The sequence below is a fragment of the Streptomyces tatrensis genome (assembly GCF_049310065.1).
GTDB lineage: Bacteria > Actinomycetota > Actinomycetes > Streptomycetales > Streptomycetaceae > Streptomyces.
The window spans coordinates 2,158,875-2,175,336 of sequence record NZ_JBMDLB010000011.1 but is presented as its reverse complement, the minus strand read 5'-3'; the positions used below and the strand labels follow the sequence as shown (position 1 = coordinate 2,175,336).

The following is a 16,462-nucleotide window of genomic DNA, read 5'->3' as shown; positions in this document are numbered from 1 at the left end:
CCGCGCGTGAGTACGCGCGCGGATGTGCCGGGGCCCGGCCCGCCCGATGCTGGACCCATGAACGAGACACCGGTCAAGCAGCAGAACACGGGGGCCTACTACGGCCAGGCCGTCGCCTCCTTCGGCGTCGCCATCGGCGCGGTCGCCCTCGGGATCTACAACATGGAGGCCGACGGCTGGGTCCGCGCCTTCCTCGGCATCGCCGTCCTCTACCTCACCACCTCGGCCTTCACCCTCGCCAAGGTGATCCGCGACCGCCAGGAGGTCACGCAGATCGTCAGCCGGGTCGACCAGGCCCGGATGGAGAAGATCATGACGAGCTACGACCCCTTCGCCACCCCGAAGCAGCCCACCTCCCAGGATCGCTAAGCGCTTGCTCACCCTCAGGTAAGGTGTTCATTCCTACCGGCCGAAGAGGGTGAGCGAGCGATGGACAGCGTGGAGGAGATCGGCGGCTACCGGCCGTGGTCGGAGGTCACCCCCGACGCCGCGCGGCGGCTGCTCGTCGCCGCCGTGGAGGCCTTCGCGGAGCGCGGGTACCACGCCACCACCACGCGGGACATCGCGGGACGGGCCGGCATGAGCCCGGCCGCGCTCTACATCCACTACAAGACCAAGGAAGAGCTGCTCCACCGGATCAGCCGGATCGGCCACGACAAGGCCCTGGAGATCCTGGACACCGCCGCCCGTGGCCCCGGCAGCGCCGCCGAGCGGCTCGACGCGGCCGTGCGGTCCTTCGTGCGCTGGCACGCGGCACACCACACCACCGCGCGCGTGGTCCAGTACGAGCTCGACGCCCTCGCTCCGGAGCACCGCTCCGAGATCGTGGCCCTGCGCCGGCAGAGCGACGCGGCCATCCGCCGCATCCTCGCCGACGGTGTCGCGTCCGGGGAGTTCTTCGTCCCCGACGTCCCCGGCACCACCCTCGCCGTGCTGTCGCTCTGCATCGACGTCGCCCGCTGGTTCAGCGCGGACGGCCGCCGTACGCCCGACGAGGTCGGCGCGCTCTACGCCGGCCTCGTGCTCCGCATGGTGGGCGCGGGCTCCGGCGCGGCCGATGCGCCGGGCGCGGCACGATAGTGGGTCGGAAGCAGCAGCAGTAGCGCAGCAGCAGTAGTAGTAGCTGCGTAGTGGCTCAGAAGTAGTAGCGGGACACCGACTCCGCCACGCACACCGGCTTTGCGCCGCCCTCGATCTCGACGGTCACGGTCGCCGACACCTGCACGCCGCCGCCCGCCTCCACGACCTCGGTGATCAGCGCGGTCGCCCGCAGCCGCGACCCGACCGGCACCGGCGCCGGGAAACGCACCTTGTTCACCCCGTAGTTGATGCCCATCTTCATGCCCTCGACCCGCATGATCTGCGGCACCAGGCTCGGCAGCAGGGACAGCGTGAGGTATCCGTGCGCGATCGTGGAGCCGAAGGGTCCGGACGCCGCCCGCTCCGGGTCCACGTGGATCCACTGGTGGTCCCCGGTGGCGTCCGCGAAGAGGTCGATCCGCTTCTGGTCCACCTCCAGCCACTCGCTCGGGCCGAGCGGTGCGCCGATCCCGGCGGTGAGCTCCTCGGCGGACGTGAAGATCCTCGGCTCGGACATACCCGTACCTCTCCCTGGCGAATAAGCGCTTGCTCAGCATGCTGGGGCCGTCGTGGATCTGTCAACGACTGCCGGCGACGTACCAGGCTCCGAATCCCGGCCCGGCCGATTACCCTCGGCGGTGTGCCGCAGATTCCCGAGAAGGTCCACGAACTCACCGTCGGCCAGCTGTCCGCCCGCAGCGGCGCCGCCGTATCCGCGCTGCACTTCTACGAGGCCAAGGGCCTGATCAGCAGCCGCCGCACCTCCGGCAACCAGCGCCGCTACACCCGCGACGCGCTGCGCCGCGTGGCGTTCGTGCGGGCCGCCCAGCGCGTCGGCATCCCCCTGGCCAGCATCCGCGACGCCCTCGCCCAACTCCCCGAAGGCCGCACCCCCAACCGCGAGGACTGGGCCCGGCTCTCCGAGAGCTGGCGCGGCGAGCTCGACCGTCGCATCGCCCAACTCGGGCGCCTGCGCGACCACTTGACCGACTGCATCGGCTGCGGATGCCTCTCCCTGGAGAACTGCGCGCTCTCCAACCCGGACGACGTCTTCGGCGAACGCATCACCGGCTCCCGGCTGTTGTGACCTCCCGCGCACGGGCGGCCGCCGCGACGAGTTCGGCGTTCGAGCGCGCCGCCCGGCCGTCCGGCAGGTGCAGCACGTCTCCTACGCCGATCCGTGCCCCGGCGCCGTACCGCACGGCCAGCCGCAGCGCGGGCCAGGCGGCCTCCTCCCGCCCGAACAGCAGCACCGGCACGGGCGGCAGCCGGCGCAGCAGCTCGGCGACCGGCCCCGGGTCGGCGCAGGCCAGCTCGGCCACCAGCCGGACCCGCGCGGGGTCCCGCACCGGCCAGGCAAGAAACCGCGCGAGCGACCCGACACCCCCACCCCCGGCACCCACCGCAGGCCCGCCCATCGCGTGCTCGGCGCCCGCTGCCGGCCCGCGCACCGGGGCCTCGGCGCCCACCGCCAGCCCGCCCACCGTGACTCCGGCGCCCATCGCAAGCCCGCCCGCCGTGACTCCGGCGCCCATCGCAAGCCCGCCCGCCGTGACTCCGGCGTTCACCGCCGGTCCGCGCACCGCGTCCTGGGCGTCCACCGCCACCCCGCCCACCGCGACCTCGGCGTCCACCGCCACCCCGCGCTCCAGCAGGGCCTCGGCGAGCTCCCGCGCTCCCGGCTCCGCGAAGCGCACCACCGCCCGGTCGGGCAGTACCGTCCAGCTCCGCACCCGCGCCAGCCGCCCCGCGTGATCCTGCTCGGTTCCCACGCTCACGGCCACGGAGAGGGCCACCCCGCCGCCGGACCCGGGACCGCCCCGGACCCTGCCGCCCGCTCCGAGGCCCGCGTCGCGCAGGGCCTCCAGCAGCGGCCCGACCACCCGGGGCGAGAGGCTCTCGCGGCCGCACGGGGTGCGGGGATGGACCAGCACCTCCCGGGCCCCGGCGGCCACCGCCGCCAGCGCGGCGTCCACCAGGTCCTCGGGGCTCATCGGGACGGCCGAGCCGTCGGCGGCACCCCGGGAGCCGTTCAGCGACACCACCAGGGTCGGCCCCGCGCCCGGCGCCACCCCCGCCCCGCTCACGCGCCCGCCCTGCTCACGCCGCTGCCGCTCACGTCACCCCGGCCCACGCCGCCGCCGCTCACGCCGCTGCCGCTCACGTCACCCCGGCCCACGCCGCCGCCGCTCACGCCGCTGCCGCTCACGCCCGCCCTGCTCACGCCGCTGCCGCTCACGCCCGCCCTGCCCACGCCGCTGCCGCTCACGCCCGCCCTGCCCACGCCGCTGCCGCTCAGGCCACCCCCGCTCACGCCGCCCCCGCCAGGTCCGCCGCCTGTAGTGCCGTGTCCGCGAGCGCCGGTCTCGGCACCACGATTCCGCAGCCCGCGCACACGGGCCCGTCCCACGCCCACCCGACGGCCGAGCCCCCGGCGGGCCCGCCACCGGCCCCGCCCGGCCCGACGGCCGAAGCAGGGGCCGCCGCCGCCCCCGGCGGCGCCGGTACGGGCCAGTGCAACTCCCGCGCCCCGCACACCGGACACCCCGTCCCCGGCTCCGATTCCAGCACCTCCACCAGCCGTCTGAGCACCTCGCCCAGTGCCCCCTGCGGCCGCACGCCCGGATCGGCGCACCGCACCACCGCGTCCCCGCTGCCGCTCCACGCCCACTCGGGCCGGCGCAGCCCGTCGTGCTTCTCGCGCCGCCGGCGCTCCGCGAACTGCCGTTCGTACTCGAGCCAGACCGCCCGCGCCTCCTCCAGCTCCTCCAGCGCGGCCACCAGCCGCGAGGGGTCCGCCGCCCGGTCCTCGGGGCCGATCCCGTGCCGGTCGCACAGGTGCCACCAGGTCGCGCGGTGCCCGTACGGGGCGAACCGCTCCAGGCAGCGCCGCAGCGAATGGCGCCGCAGGGCCCCGTCGTTGCGTGCGTCGCGCACCTGATGGGCCAGACTCCGGAATCCCGCCATCACACCTTCACCTCCGCCGGGCGCCCAGCACCGGGCGCCGTGCCCGACGCGCTGTGTTCGCCACAGGACCGGCGCCGTGTGCCCAACATGCCCGGCCCGGTGCGGGCGCATGCGGGGGCGGTCGAGGCGTGCGGGTGGCACGTGGCCGGAACTCAGCGCCCCATGCGCCCCGCGGCCACCACCAGCCGGGCCAGCTCCTCGTGGCAGATGTCGCTGTGCGCCCCCGACGGGGCTCCGCCGCGCCGGACCACGGAGCCCGCGTCCACGCTCACGCAGCCCGCGGCGGGCAGGCCGTCCCGCAGCGCCGCGTCCAGCGTCAGCCGGGGGGTTCCCGGCACCCCCCGTACCCCGTCGTGCCCGATCGCGCCCCACCGCTCGTCGAAACCCAGCAGACCGGCCGAATCGCCGGCCATCCGGGAGGCCAGCGGGTAGAACACCTTGAGGGAGGAATCGTAGGGGGAGTGGCAGGCCGTCAGCGGCCCGTCGACCCGGTCCTGCAGTCCGCGCAGGGCGCCTCCGCGCCCCCGGTCGTGCGGCAGGCTGTCGGCGAACGCGTAGTGGGAGAAGGCCCCTTGGAGGATGGTCAGGGACTTCACGTTCCGCGCTCCGGACGGCAGCGCGCGCAGCGAGAAGGAGACCACCCGGCCGCCGAAGCTGTGCCCGATGAGGTGCACCCGCAGGGCCGGGCGGCGACCGGCCAGCTCCGCCAGCAGCGGCCCGAGGCCGTGCTCGCCGACCACCCCGGCCCGCGCCTTCATCTGGTAGTACGTGGCCTGGCGCAGCACCTCCTTGGCGCCGTTCCACAGCGTCCGCGCCCCACTGCCGGCCGAGGCCCCTCCGTCCGAAAAGCCCTGGGGGGAGTCCGGCAGGTCCCCGGGGAGCGTGGCGCCCGCCTCGGTCAGGGCCTCGGTGAACTCCCGGCACACCCGCAGCACGTCCCCGCTGAGGAAGTCCGGCAGTCGCGAAGCCATAAAGGCCGCCGCCAGATCGTCGCCGGTGCCCACCCCGTCGACCCCGGCCAGCTCCCGTACGAGCGCCCCGAACTCGGTGAAGTCGCCCTCCCTCGTGGGCCGTTCCTCCAGCAGCTCGGCGATCCGGTCCAGCTCCGCCGCCCGGCCCGGCCAGAACGCCCCGAGGGCCCGCCGGGTGGCCGGGTCCAGGGCCGTCCCGTGGCCCGGCTCCCCGGCGCCGCCTCCGGCGCCGGCACCGTCCACAGCACCCCGGTGGTCGAAGTCGGGTATCGGCTCGTCCGCGAACCGGATCGAGGGCCACACCACCCCCACGTACCCCAGCCGCACCCCGGTCCCCACCAGATCCGCGAAGGGGGCGTAGAACCGGTCGAAGAGCCGGATCGCGGTGGACCGGTCGGAGTTCCACCCGTGGGCGAAGACCAGCAGGTCCGTGGCCTCGATCCCGAAGACCGCCTCCCGCGCGCCCGGGCCCGCGTCGCCCTGCGCGTCGAAGGTCAGCTCCACGTACGGCCGGGCCCCGATCCCCACCGCCGTCCCCGTCGCTGCCGCAGGCACCGCCCCGCCGATGTGCACCATGACGTCCCCCTCCACGCCGTGTCCCTGCCCGCAGCATCCTGCGGAACGGGCCGCCCGGCCAGCCCCTGCGCGCCCACCGGTTCACGGATACAGCAGGTACTCCTCCCGTACCGCCGCGAACCCCGCCAGCCCCGCCGCCCAGTCGCCCGCGACCTCCTCGACGCCCGCCCCCGCGTCGACCAGCCGCCGGACCCGGTCCGAGCCCGTGAGCCGGTCGATCCACTGGTCGGAGCGCCACGCGAAGCCGCTCCACGTGCGCCGCGCGGTGACCAGCAGCCCGATCCCGGCCCGTACCGGATCGAAGGCCTCCCGGTCGTGGACGAGCAGCCGGACCCCGCCGCAGGTCCTGCCGGCGTGCTTGGAGAAGGAAGGCGTGAAATAGGCCTCCCGGAACCACACTCCGGGCAGCTCCAGCGCGTTCGCCGCCTCCGCCCACCGCCGGTCCACGCCCTCCGCGCCGAGCAGCTCGAAGGGCGTGGTGGTACCGCGGCCCTCCGACAGGTTCGTCCCCTCGAACAGACAGGTCCCGGCGTACGCCAGGGCCGTGCCCGGCGTCGGCATGTTCGGGCTCGGCGGCACCCAGGGCAGCCCGGTCTCCTCGAAGAAGGACTCCCGCCGCCACCCCGCCATCCGCACCACCTCCAGCCGTGGGGCGGCGCCGGCTCCCCGCAGGAACTCGCCCGCGAAGAGCCCGGCCAGCTCGCCCGCCGTCATCCCGTGCGCCAGCGCGATCGGCTCCCGGCCCACGAAGCTCGCGTACGGGCGCTGCAGGACGGGCCCGGCCGCCCGCCGGGCGCCGACCGGGTTGGGGCGGTCCAGCACCACCACCGCCTTGCCGGCGAGCGCGGCCGCGCGCATGCAGTCGTAGAGGGTCCAGATGTAGGTGTAGAAGCGGGCGCCGACGTCCTGGATGTCGAAGACGACGGTGTCCACGCCGGCCGCCGTGAAGACGTCCGCGAGCCGCTGCCCGCTCTTGTCGTACGTGTCGTACACGGGCAGCCCGGTCGCCGGATCCCGCCCGGCCCCCTCCGAACCACCGGCCTGGGCCGTACCCCGGAAGCCGTGCTCGGGGCCGAACACCGCGACCAGGTCCACGCCCGCGTCCGCGTGCAGTACGTCGACCAGGTGGCGGGCGTCCGCGGTGATCCCCGTCGGGTTGGTGACCACCCCGACCCGCTGCCCGGCCAGTACGGCGTACCCGTCCGCGGCGAGCCGCTCGAACCCGGTCCGCACCCGGCCGGCGGCCACGCCCGGCGCCCCCGCGGCTCCCGCCCCCGGGACTCCCGCGCCCAGGGCGCCCGCGGCGCCCGCCGCCCCGGCCAGACCCAGCAACCCGCGTCGCGACAGCGTCATCGCGCCAAAGTAGGGCTCCGCACCCTTCCACCCGCACATACCGACTGGTTAGTCTGCCCGTGTTCCGGCAGGCGGCGCAGGCACGCAGGGCGCCAGGGCAACCAAGGCACCGCATCACCACACGAAGGGCGGACCCGTGAACGCGTTCCAGGACCAGCGAGTCGTCGTCACCGGCGCGGGCGGCGGCATCGGAGCCGCCCTCGCCCACCGCTTCGCCGCCGAGGGGGCGACCGTCGCGGTCAACGACCTCGACCCCGCCAAGGCCGCCTCCGTCGCCGAGGCCATCGGCGCCCGCGCCGTCGCGGTGCCCGGCGACGCCTCCGCCGTGGTCGCGCAGGCCCGCGAGGCGCTCGGCGGCACCGTGGACGTCTACTGCGCCAACGCGGGCCTCGCCTCCGGCGGCGACGCCTTCGCCGACGAGGCCGTCTGGGAGGCGGCCTGGGACACCAACGTCATGGCCCACGTCCGCGCCGCCAGGCTGCTGCTGCCCGACTGGCTGGAGCGCGGGAGCGGCCGGTTCGTGTCCACCGTCTCGGCCGCAGGGCTGCTGACCATGATCGGAGCGGCCCCGTACAGTGTCACCAAGCACGGCGCGCTCGCCTTCGCGGAATGGCTCTCGCTGACCTACCGCCACCGCGGGCTCCAGGTCCACGCCATCTGCCCGCAGGGGGTCCGGACCGACATGCTCACCGCCGCCGGATCGGCGGGCGAGCTGGTCCTCGCGCCGACCGCGATCGAGCCGGAAGCGGTCGCGGACGCACTGTTCGACGGCATGGAGAAGGGCCGGTTCTTGATCCTCCCGCACCCCGAGGTCGCGGACTTCTACGCGTCCCGCGCCACCGACCCGGACCGCTGGCTGAGCGGCATGAACCACCTCCAGCGCAAGTGGGAAACCCGGTGACCACACCCCCGAAGCCCCCGCCCGCCCCGCCCGCACCCACCCCGTCGCCGGCGGCGCCTGTCCCGTCGCCGACCCCCTCCGCCCCGCCCTCCCGCTACGCCGCCAAGCCCTGGCTCGGCCTGCTCTCCCCGGTCCAGCGGGCCCCGATCGCGCCCCCGCCCAGCGTGCTGCACGCCTTCCGGGCCGCCGTCGCCCGTGCCCCCGGGCACACCGCCCTCGCCTACTTCGACGGCCGCCTCGCCTACGCCGAGGCCGACGCGCTCTCCGACTCCCTCGCCGGCCACCTCGCGGCCGACGGCATCCGCCGCGGGGACCGGGTCGCGGTCATGCTCCAGAACACCCCGCACTTCGTGCTCGCCGTCCTGGCCGCCTGGAAGGCCGGGGCGGTCGTGGTCCCGCTCAACCCCATGTACAAGTCCGGCGAGGTCGGCCACATCCTGCGCGACTCCGGGGCCACCGCCCTGGTCTGCGAGGCCCGCGCCTGGGAGGCGTACCTGCGCGGGGCCGCCCGGGAGACCGCCGTACGCACCGTGCTGACCGCCTGCGACCTGGACTTCCAGACCCGCGACGACGTACGGGTCCTCGCGCCGGGCCGCCCAGAGCAGCCGGCCGACGCCGCCGATCTCGCCACAGTGGCCCGCCAGGGCCGCCCCGCCCCGCCCGCCCCGGACCTGGCGGCCGCCGACACCGCCCTCATCAGCTACACCTCCGGCACCAGCGGCACCCCCAAGGGCGCCATGAACCCCCACGGCGCGCTCACCCACAACGCCGTGCGCCAGGTGACCGGCCACCCCCTCCCCGAAGGCGCCGGCTACTTCGCGCTCGCCCCGCTCTTCCACATCACCGGCATGGTGTGCGAACTCGCCGCCTGCTTCACCAACGCCGGCACCCTGGTCCTGGCCCACCGCTTCGACGCCGGAGCCGTCCTCGACGCCTTCCTCGAGCACCGCCCCGCCTACACCGTGGGCCCGGCCACCGCCTTCATGGCGCTCGCCGCCCACCCTGCGGCCACCCCGGACCACTTCGCCTCCTTCCAGGTGGTCTCCTCCGGCGGCGCCCCCCTGCCGCCCGCCCTGGTCGAACGCCTGCGCGCCGCCTACGGCTTCTACCTGCGCAACGGCTACGGCCTCACCGAGTGCACCGCCCCCTGCGCGTCCGTGCCCGTGCACCACGAAGCCCCCGTGGACCCGGCCTCGGGCACCCTCTCCGTGGGCGTGCCCGGCGCGGACTCCCTCGTACGGATCCTCGACGAGAGCGGCGCCGAGGTCCCCTTCGGGGAGACCGGGGAGATAGCCGTACGCGGACCCCAGGTCGTCCCCGGCTACTGGGGCCTGCCCGCCGACACCGCCAAGGCCTTCCCCGGCGGCGAACTGCGCACCGGAGACGTCGGGTTCATGGACCCGCAGGGCTGGCTCTACGTGGTCGACCGCAAGAAGGACATGATCAACGCCTCCGGTTTCAAGGTCTGGCCGCGCGAGGTCGAGGACGTGCTCTACACCCACCCCGCCGTGCGCGAGGCGGCCGTCGTCGGCATCCCGGACCCCTACCGCGGCGAGAGCGTGAAGGCCTACGTCAGCCTGCGCCCCGGGGCCGCGGCCGACCCGGCGGAACTGTCCGCGTACTGCGCCGAGCGACTCGCCGCGTACAAATACCCGCGCCGGGTGGAGATCCTGCCTGTCCTTCCGAAGACGACCAGTGGCAAGATCCTGCGACGGGAGCTGCGCGACCGCGACCACGGCTGAAAACGGCCGGACCGCGTCCGCACGGAGCCCCACACGCGAGAACCACGAAAGGGAGGCGACAGCCATGGCCGCCAGGACCACGACGGAGACCGTCGGGGCGCACGAGGCCCCGGTACCGCGCCGGCTGCTCGCCGTCGCGACCAGGCTGTTCGCCGAGCGCGGGTACGACCGGACCTCGGTCCAGGAGATCGTCGAGGCGGCCGGGGTCACCAAGGGTGCGCTCTACCACTACTTCGGATCCAAGGACGACCTGCTGCACGAGGTGTACGCGCGCATGCTGCGGCTCCAGCAGCAGCGGCTCGACGCGGTGGCCGGTTCCGACGCTCCGGTGGAGGAGCGGCTGCGCGCCGCCGCCGCCGACGTCGTGGTCACCACGATCGAGAACCTGGACGACGCGGCGATCTTCTTCCGCTCCATGCACCAGCTCAGCCCGGAGAAGTTCAAGCAGGTCCGCGCGGAACGCCGGCGCTACCACGAACGCTTCCGCGCCCTGGTCGAGGAGGGCCAGGCCGCCGGGGTCTTCTCCGACGCCACCCCGGCCGACCTGGTGGTGGACTACCACTTCGGCTCCGTCCACCACCTGTCGACCTGGTACCGCGAGGACGGCCCGCTCACGCCGCAGCAGGTGGCCGACCACCTCGCGGACCTCTTGATGCGGGCACTGCGCCCGTAGCGGGCCGAAAAGCGGAACGGGACCGGATCGACCGGCTGATCGCCGATCTCCTCCGGTCCCGTGAGGTGCTGGACGGGACGTCCTAGCCGAGCGGTGCGACCTCGCGGCCCCAGGTCTCCTTGGCCATCACGGCGAAGGAGATGTACCAGGCGACGCCCGCGGTGAAGAGGCCGAGGAAGCCGCCGGTGTGGCCCAGCGCCGTGCTCTGCGCCAGGTCGCCGAGGGCGAGGAACAGGAAGGTCAGCGCCAGCGAGACGAACAGCACGCGGTGCGCGACGTCCAGCTTCATGGCAGCGATCGACATGTACGCGGTGAAGATGAACCAGGCCACGAGGAACCAGCCGGTCGCCACGTGCGCCTGGTCGGCCGGCAGCGTCGGGACGACGAACTTCACGTAGCCCGCGAAGGACATCCAGAACGCGCCGTACGAGACGAACGCCGTGGTCCCGAAGGTGTTGCCGCGGCGGAACTCCATGATGCCCGCGACGAACTGCGCGAGGCCGCCGTAGAACAGCGCCAGCGGCAGCACGACGGCGCTGAGCGCGGCGTTCGAGATCAGCCCCGAGTTGAAGAGGCTGAGCACGAAGGTGGTGAGGGCGAACGCCGCCAGGCCGAGCGGGCCGGGGTTGGCCATGGCCTGCGGCGCGGTGACGGGGGAGGCCGTGGCGTGCGGCGCGGCGGCGGGGGCCAGGGTGGAGCTGGGCATGGCGGAGGGCACTTTCACTGGGGGAAATACCGAATATATCGGACTTCCCAAGTGGTCTGGACCATTAAAGGTCCGCTCCCGCAGGACCGAAGTCCCCCCGCCACGCCCGCCATGACCGCCACGCCCGCCATGCCTGCCGGACGCTACCGGTACTGCTTCAGCTCCCGGTGCGCGAGCGACCGCTGGTGCACCTCGTCCGGCCCGTCCGCCAGCCGCAGCGTCCGCGCCGCCGCCCACAGCTCCGCCAGCGGGAAGTCCTGGCTCACCCCGCCCGCGCCGTGCAGCTGCACCGCGTCGTCCAGGATCCGCACCACCGCCCGCGGGGTCGCGATCTTGATGGCCTGGATCTCGGTGTGCGCGCCCCGGTTGCCGGCCGTGTCCATCAGCCAGGCCGTCTTCAGCACCAGCAGCCGCAGCTGCTCCACGGTCACCCGGGCGTCCGCGATCCAGTTCTGTACGACGCCCTGCGCGGCCAGCTCCTTGCCGAAGGCGGTACGGCCCACCGCGCGCCGGCACATCAGCTCGATGGCCCGCTCCGCCATGCCGATGAGCCGCATGCAGTGGTGGATCCGCCCCGGCCCGAGACGGGCCTGGGCGATGGCGAAGCCGCCGCCCTCCTCGCCGATCAGGTTCTCGGCCGGGACGCGGGCCCCGTCGAAGACGACCTCGGCGTGGCCACCGTGGTCGTGGTCCTCGTACCCGTACACGGTCATCGCGCGCCGGATCTCGACCCCCGGAGCGTCCCGGGGCACCAGGATCATGGACTGCTGGCGGCGCGGATCGGCGCCCCCGGGGTCGGTCTTGCCCATGACGATGAAGATCTTGCAGTCCGGGTTCATGGCCCCGGAGATGAACCACTTGCGGCCCGTGATCACGTACTCGTCGCCGCTCGCGGAACGCTCGATGCGGGTCTCGATGTTCGTGGCGTCCGAGGAGGCCACCTCCGGCTCGGTCATCGCGAACGCGGACCGGATCTCCCCGGCCAGCAGCGGCTCCAGCCACTGCTTCTTCTGCTCCTCGCTCGCGAACTGCGCGAGCAGCTCCATGTTCCCGGTGTCCGGAGCCGCACAGTTCGTCGCCGTCGGCGCCAGGTGCGGGCTGCGGCCGGTGATCTCGGCGAGCGGGGCGTACTGGAGGTTGGTCAGCCCGGCACCGTACTCACGGTCAGGCAAGAAGAGGTTCCACAGCCCCTGACGGCGCGCCTCGGCCTTCAGCTCACCGAACACGGCCGGGGTGTCCCAGGGCGAGGCCAGCCGCGCGCGCTGCTCGGCGGCGACGGGTTCCGCCGGGTAGACGTACTCCTCCATGAACGCGAGGAGCCGTCCGCGGAGTTCCTCGGTGCGGGCGTCGAATGCGAAATCCATGGGTTCCTCAGCCTTCCTGGAGGGTGGTCAGGCCGTGCTCGATGAAGACCGGGACCAGCTCGCCGATCCGGTCGAAGCCCGAGCCGACGGTCTGCCCGAGCGTGAAGCGGTAGTGGATGCCCTCGAGGATCACCGCGAGCTTGAACCAGGCGAAGGCCGTGTACCAGGCGACCTGCGAGGCGTCCCGGCCCGAGCGGGCCGCGTACCGCTCGATCAGCTCGGCGGGCGCCGGATGGCCGGGGGCCCCGCTCGTCGTGCTGACCGGGGAATCGGCCAGCCCCAGGTCGGAGCTGTACATCACCAGCAGCCCGAGGTCCGTCAGCGGATCGCCGAGCGTGGACATCTCCCAGTCCAGCACCGCCCGGATCCGGTCGTCGGGGCCCCCGATGAGCACGTTGTCCAGCCGGAAGTCCCCGTGCACCACCGTGGGCGCGGGCGACTCGGGCAGGGCCCGCCCGAGGGAGCCGTGCAGTTCGTCGATGCCGGCGAGGTCGCGCCCCCGGGAGGCCGCGAGCTGCTTGCCCCAGCGGCGCAACTGCCGGTCCAGGAAGCCCTCGGGCCGCCCGAAATCGCCCAGGCCCACCGCCTCCGGGTCCACCGCGTGCAGGTCGACCAGGGTGTCCACCAGGCCCAGCACCGCGCGCCGGGTCCGCTCGGGCCCGAGCGCCGCGAGCTCGCCGGCCGTCCGGTACGGCACCCCGTCCACGTACTCCATCACGTAGAACGGCGCCCCCAGCACGGCCTCGTCCTCGCACAGCAGCAGCGGCTCGGGCACCGGCACCGCGGTGCCGTGGAGCGCCGCGATGACCCGGTGCTCGCGCCGCATGTCGTGCGCGGTGGCCAGTACGTGCCCCAGCGGCGGCCGGCGCACCACCCACCGGGAGCTCCCGTCGCCCACCTCGTACGTGAGGTTCGAGCGGCCGCCTTCGATCAGCCGGCCGGTCAGCGGCCCGGCCACGAGGCCCGGCCGCGCCCGGTCGAGATGATCCCGCAGCCGCTCCAGATCGAGGCCCCGCGGACCGGAGACGTCCGCGTTGGAGTCCGCGGAGGAATCTGCGGCGGTATCCGCGGAGGGATCCGGGGAAGGGGCCGGGCCCGGGGCTGAGGTCATGGTGCGCGCCTCCGTACGGGGTTGACGACGACGGAACGATCGCGACCCATGATGCCGACCAGTCGGTATGTCGTCCAGCGCCTGAGCCGAAGGGGCATCCGTCCCGCCCCCCTCCAGCCCGTTTTCCCCTTCCCCTTCCCCCTATTCCTTCCCCCCTCCGGTCAGGCGTGGCAGAGGATCGGCGTCCCGCCGTTCATCACCGTCATGTCCCGCAGCACCGTGAGGAAGTCCAGCGGAGCCCCCTCGGGCTCCCCGGCCAGTTCCGCGTAGGCCCGGTGCAGGTTGGCCACCAGCCGCTCGCTCTCCCGCCAGGCGGCGAACTCCCCGAGGTCGGCCTGCCGGGCCGTCTCCAGCGGGGTCAGCCCCTTGGCGCGGCCCTCCCGGGCCAGCTCGGCCACGTACCGCAGATAGCGCTCGGTGGCCTCGTACGCGCCGGGATCCGTCAGCGGCCCGTGTCCCGGTACGACCGTCTCCGCGCCGAGCGAGCGCAGCAGGTCCATCGCGCGCAGCGAACCGGCCAGCGAGCCCATCGGCAGGAACGGCGTGCCCTCCGCGAAGACCAGGTCGCCGGTGAAGACGATCCGCTGCTCGGGCAGCCACACGATCGAATCGCCCGTGGTGTGCGCGACGCCCGGGTGGATGACCTGCACCTCGGTCTCCCCGACGTGCAGGGTCATGCGGTCGCTGTAGGTCAGATCGGGCGCGGTGATCTCCACGGCGCCGAAGTCGGTCGACGGCCAGATCAGCTCCAGCTGGTGCCCGGCGGCGAGTTGCTCGGAGCGTGCGTTGTCGTGCCCGAGGATCAGCGCCTCGGGGGCGAACACGCCGTTGCCGTAGGTGTGGTCACCGTGGTGGTGGGTGTTGACCACCGTGCGGGGGAGCGGCGCACCCGCGGCCAGTACCGCAGCGCGCAGGGCCAGTGCCCGCCGCTCGGTGGCCGCCGTGTCGACGAGCAGCGTCCGGCCGCCGCCGGTCACGAAGCCGGCGTTGTTGAGGCACCAGCCGCCGTCCGGCTGCACGTAGGCGTACACCCCGTCGGCGGGCTGGACGAGGTACGGCTCTTCCACGGTCATCTGCGCTCTCCCCGGGTCGCGGTGACGGGCTTTCGGCATCCTGCCAGTCACCGTGCCGCGGGGGGAGGGGGAAGAGGGGGAGCGTCAGTGGTCGTCGTAGTGACCGTCGTGCGCGGCGTGCCGGTGTCCGTCGTGCAGGTAGTCGACGTGGTCGCCGTGCTGTACGGAGTCGTGCCCGCAGTCGGCGCCGTGCGCGTGCGCGTGGGCGGCGTGCTCGGCGTGGCCGGAGGGCTCGCACTCGTCCCAGTGGCCGGAGTGCTCGCGGTGCAGGTGGCCGTCGTGCGCGTAGTCGACGTGGTCACCGTGCTGGACCGGGGTGTGCCCGCAGTCCGTGCCGTGGGAGTGCTCGTGCGTGGGGTGTTCCTGATGCATGGTGGTCATGACGCCCGAGAGTAGTGGAGATGGGACGGTAACGGACGATCTGTCCCCCATTCGGGTAGTGCGCCGCGAAAGACCGGTCCAATGGCCTCCCGGGCGGAGCGGACGCCCCTGGAGCGCAGGCCCGAGGCCTCCGAGCCCGTAGCCCGCAGCCGGCAAACCCGCGGCCCGCGCCCGTGGCCAGGCGGGACCGCACCCTCACCCGATGAGCGCCATCGCGAACACCGCCAGGCCCACCGTGCACGCCGTCGCGGCCAGCGCCGCACCCGCCGAGAGCCCGGCCGGCCGCGCCGCGGCCAGCTCCCGCACCCGCCGGTGCGCCACCCACATGAACGCCAGCCAGAACAGCGCGATCACCGCGACCCCCGTGACCGCCACGGGGGAGCCGCCCGCCGCGTTCAGGGCCTGGCGCAGCGCCAGTACGGCCACCACCGCGCACGACAGCGTCGTACGCCGCCACGCGAGCCGGGTCCGCTCGGGCTGCAGCCCCGCGTCGCGGCCCTCGGGGCCCTCACGGTCGGCGGCGTCGGCCGGGGCGCTCACTGCTCCGTCACCGCCCCTTCGTCCAGCCCAGCAGGACGACCACCACCATCGCCACCGCGACCAGCCCCACCCCCAGGCTCAGCACCACCGGGAACCGGGACATCGGCAGGTCCTCGCCGCGCCGCATGGCCCGCTCGCACCGCACCCAGTGGTTCACCGCGCGCAGCGCGCACGCCGCGCCCACCGCGAGCAGCGCGATGGCCATCCCCACGCGCACCGCCCACCGCAGGTCGGGCAGGAACTGGTCCACGGCGAACCCGCCGCCGATCAGGGCCAGCGCGGTCCTGATCCAGGCCAGGAAGGTCCGTTCGTTGGCCAGCGAGAAGCGGTAGTCGGGGGTCTCGCCCTCGTCCCTCACCCGAGCCGGCGTGAACCACAGCCGCACGTCCTTGACGAAGTCGATCACCCGCCCAATCTACTGGCGTCCCGTCCCACCGGCCCCCGGAGCGGTTCCGCGGAACTCCAGCAGCCTGCGGTACGCCTCCAGCCCGTCCGGCACCCACGGCCAGGAGCCGTCCGCGACCCGCCGCGCCACCTCCTCCTCGGGGAGCCACGCGTGCCAGGCCACCTCCGAGGCCTGCGGCCGGACCGGCAGCTCGCAGCGCACCTCGTGCACGTAGCTCCACCAGGCCCCGCCCGGGCCCTCGTCCAAGGCCGGCCCCTCGTACAAGAACTTGAACAGCGGCTCGGGCCGCCCCAGCCCGGCCACCCCCAGCTCCTCCTCCGCCTCCCGCAGAGCCGCCTCGGCGTAGCTCTCGCCCGCGCCGACCACCCCGCCCACGAACAGGTCGTAGTGCGAGGGGAAGACCAGCTTCGAATCCGTCCGCCGGTGCGTGAAGATCCGCCCCTGCCCGTCCCGTGCCAGCACGAAGACACAGCGGTGGATCAGCCCGGCCGCGTACACCTCGCCCCGCGGCGCGCGCCCCGTCACCCGGTCCTCCCGGTCCACCACGTCCAGTACCTCGTCGGCCGCGTTCATGCCGTGATCCCTCCGCTCCTGTTGACTGGTTACCGCTCCGTAGCA

20 protein-coding genes are annotated in these 16,462 nt (G+C 74.1%); 6 read left to right on the top strand and 14 right to left on the bottom strand.

Features of this window, described 5'->3' with window-relative positions; genetic code table 11:
• Positions 1-57 precede the first annotated feature (57 nt).
• Both ACODT5_RS25610 and ACODT5_RS25605 read left to right on the top strand, forming a co-directional pair.
• Entirely contained in the window at positions 58-369 is a 312-nt protein-coding gene (locus ACODT5_RS25610) for a YiaA/YiaB family inner membrane protein (protein WP_422521592.1), read from the top strand.
• A gap of 60 nt (positions 370-429) precedes the next feature.
• Positions 430-1,080 carry a TetR/AcrR family transcriptional regulator gene (locus ACODT5_RS25605; protein WP_422521591.1) on the top strand — a complete coding sequence of 217 codons (651 nt, stop codon included), beginning with the start codon at positions 430-432 and terminating at the stop codon, positions 1,078-1,080.
• 55 nt (positions 1,081-1,135) lie between these two features.
• Here the strand turns inward: ACODT5_RS25605 and ACODT5_RS25600 are convergent, their stop codons facing one another.
• Positions 1,136-1,597, bottom strand: a complete 462-nt coding sequence (locus ACODT5_RS25600; protein WP_422521590.1) for a MaoC family dehydratase — start codon at positions 1,595-1,597, stop codon at positions 1,136-1,138.
• Between the two features lie 123 nt (positions 1,598-1,720).
• Here ACODT5_RS25600 and soxR point away from each other — a divergent pair, with 123 nt between their 5' ends.
• The gene (gene soxR, locus ACODT5_RS25595) at positions 1,721-2,167 is read left to right on the top strand and encodes a redox-sensitive transcriptional activator SoxR (protein ID WP_385373592.1); all 447 of its coding nucleotides are present in this window, start codon (positions 1,721-1,723) and stop codon (positions 2,165-2,167) included.
• Here soxR and ACODT5_RS25590 read toward each other — a convergent pair.
• The 5 genes from ACODT5_RS25590 to ACODT5_RS25570 all read right to left on the bottom strand — a co-directional run bounded on the left by ACODT5_RS25590 (position 2,145) and on the right by ACODT5_RS25570 (position 6,947).
• On the bottom strand, positions 2,145-3,167 hold the full coding sequence (locus tag ACODT5_RS25590) for a 3-keto-5-aminohexanoate cleavage protein (RefSeq protein ID WP_422521589.1): 1,023 nt from the start codon (positions 3,165-3,167) through the stop codon (positions 2,145-2,147). The genes soxR and ACODT5_RS25590 overlap by 23 nt on opposite strands.
• Positions 3,164-3,394 carry a hypothetical protein gene (locus ACODT5_RS25585; protein WP_422521588.1) on the bottom strand — a complete coding sequence of 77 codons (231 nt, stop codon included), beginning with the start codon at positions 3,392-3,394 and terminating at the stop codon, positions 3,164-3,166. Before ACODT5_RS25585 ends, ACODT5_RS25590 begins: the two co-directional genes overlap by 4 nt.
• Positions 3,391-4,047: a hypothetical protein gene (locus tag ACODT5_RS25580; protein WP_422521587.1), complete on the bottom strand. Its 657-nt coding sequence runs from the start codon at positions 4,045-4,047 to the stop codon at positions 3,391-3,393. The genes ACODT5_RS25585 and ACODT5_RS25580 overlap by 4 nt, the downstream gene beginning before the upstream one ends.
• A gap of 152 nt (positions 4,048-4,199) precedes the next feature.
• Positions 4,200-5,609, bottom strand: coding sequence for a serine-threonine protein kinase (locus tag ACODT5_RS25575; RefSeq protein WP_422521586.1), 1,410 nt, complete (start codon positions 5,607-5,609; stop codon positions 4,200-4,202).
• A 66-nt stretch (positions 5,610-5,675) separates the two neighbouring features.
• On the bottom strand, positions 5,676-6,947 hold the full coding sequence (locus tag ACODT5_RS25570) for an exo-beta-N-acetylmuramidase NamZ family protein (protein WP_422521585.1): 1,272 nt from the start codon (positions 6,945-6,947) through the stop codon (positions 5,676-5,678).
• Between the two features lie 136 nt (positions 6,948-7,083).
• Here ACODT5_RS25570 and ACODT5_RS25565 point away from each other — a divergent pair, with 136 nt between their 5' ends.
• The 3 genes from ACODT5_RS25565 (at position 7,084) to ACODT5_RS25555 (ending at position 10,263) form a co-directional block, all read left to right on the top strand.
• Entirely contained in the window at positions 7,084-7,848 is a 765-nt protein-coding gene (locus ACODT5_RS25565; protein WP_422521584.1) for an SDR family oxidoreductase, read from the top strand.
• Positions 7,849-7,967: 119 nt separating this feature from the next.
• Positions 7,968-9,590 carry a class I adenylate-forming enzyme family protein gene (locus ACODT5_RS25560; RefSeq protein WP_422525026.1) on the top strand — a complete coding sequence of 541 codons (1,623 nt, stop codon included), beginning with the start codon at positions 7,968-7,970 and terminating at the stop codon, positions 9,588-9,590.
• 64 nt (positions 9,591-9,654) lie between these two features.
• Positions 9,655-10,263 (top strand): TetR/AcrR family transcriptional regulator, encoded by a 609-nt coding sequence (locus tag ACODT5_RS25555; protein ID WP_422521583.1) that lies wholly within the window; start codon positions 9,655-9,657, stop codon positions 10,261-10,263.
• Positions 10,264-10,345: 82 nt separating this feature from the next.
• Here the strand turns inward: ACODT5_RS25555 and ACODT5_RS25550 are convergent, their stop codons facing one another.
• From ACODT5_RS25550 to ACODT5_RS25515, 8 genes are all read right to left on the bottom strand, one after another.
• Positions 10,346-10,969 carry an acetate uptake transporter gene (locus ACODT5_RS25550; protein WP_422521582.1) on the bottom strand — a complete coding sequence of 208 codons (624 nt, stop codon included), beginning with the start codon at positions 10,967-10,969 and terminating at the stop codon, positions 10,346-10,348.
• A 143-nt stretch (positions 10,970-11,112) separates the two neighbouring features.
• Positions 11,113-12,333: an acyl-CoA dehydrogenase family protein gene (locus tag ACODT5_RS25545; protein ID WP_422521581.1), complete on the bottom strand. Its 1,221-nt coding sequence runs from the start codon at positions 12,331-12,333 to the stop codon at positions 11,113-11,115.
• Between the two features lie 7 nt (positions 12,334-12,340).
• Positions 12,341-13,444, bottom strand: coding sequence for a phosphotransferase family protein (locus tag ACODT5_RS25540; RefSeq protein ID WP_422521580.1), 1,104 nt, complete (start codon positions 13,442-13,444; stop codon positions 12,341-12,343).
• Positions 13,445-13,605: 161 nt separating this feature from the next.
• Entirely contained in the window at positions 13,606-14,517 is a 912-nt protein-coding gene (locus ACODT5_RS25535; RefSeq protein WP_422521579.1) for an MBL fold metallo-hydrolase, read from the bottom strand.
• Between the two features lie 84 nt (positions 14,518-14,601).
• Positions 14,602-14,898, bottom strand: a complete 297-nt coding sequence (locus ACODT5_RS25530; RefSeq protein ID WP_422521578.1) for a hypothetical protein — start codon at positions 14,896-14,898, stop codon at positions 14,602-14,604.
• A 195-nt stretch (positions 14,899-15,093) separates the two neighbouring features.
• A complete protein-coding gene (locus tag ACODT5_RS25525) occupies positions 15,094-15,438 on the bottom strand; it encodes a DUF202 domain-containing protein (RefSeq protein WP_422521577.1) in 345 nt (114 codons plus the stop codon).
• A 7-nt stretch (positions 15,439-15,445) separates the two neighbouring features.
• Positions 15,446-15,844, bottom strand: coding sequence for a YidH family protein (locus ACODT5_RS25520; protein WP_422521576.1), 399 nt, complete (start codon positions 15,842-15,844; stop codon positions 15,446-15,448).
• Between the two features lie 9 nt (positions 15,845-15,853).
• Positions 15,854-16,417, bottom strand: coding sequence for an NUDIX domain-containing protein (locus ACODT5_RS25515; RefSeq protein WP_422521575.1), 564 nt, complete (start codon positions 16,415-16,417; stop codon positions 15,854-15,856).
• Positions 16,418-16,462 lie beyond the last annotated feature (45 nt).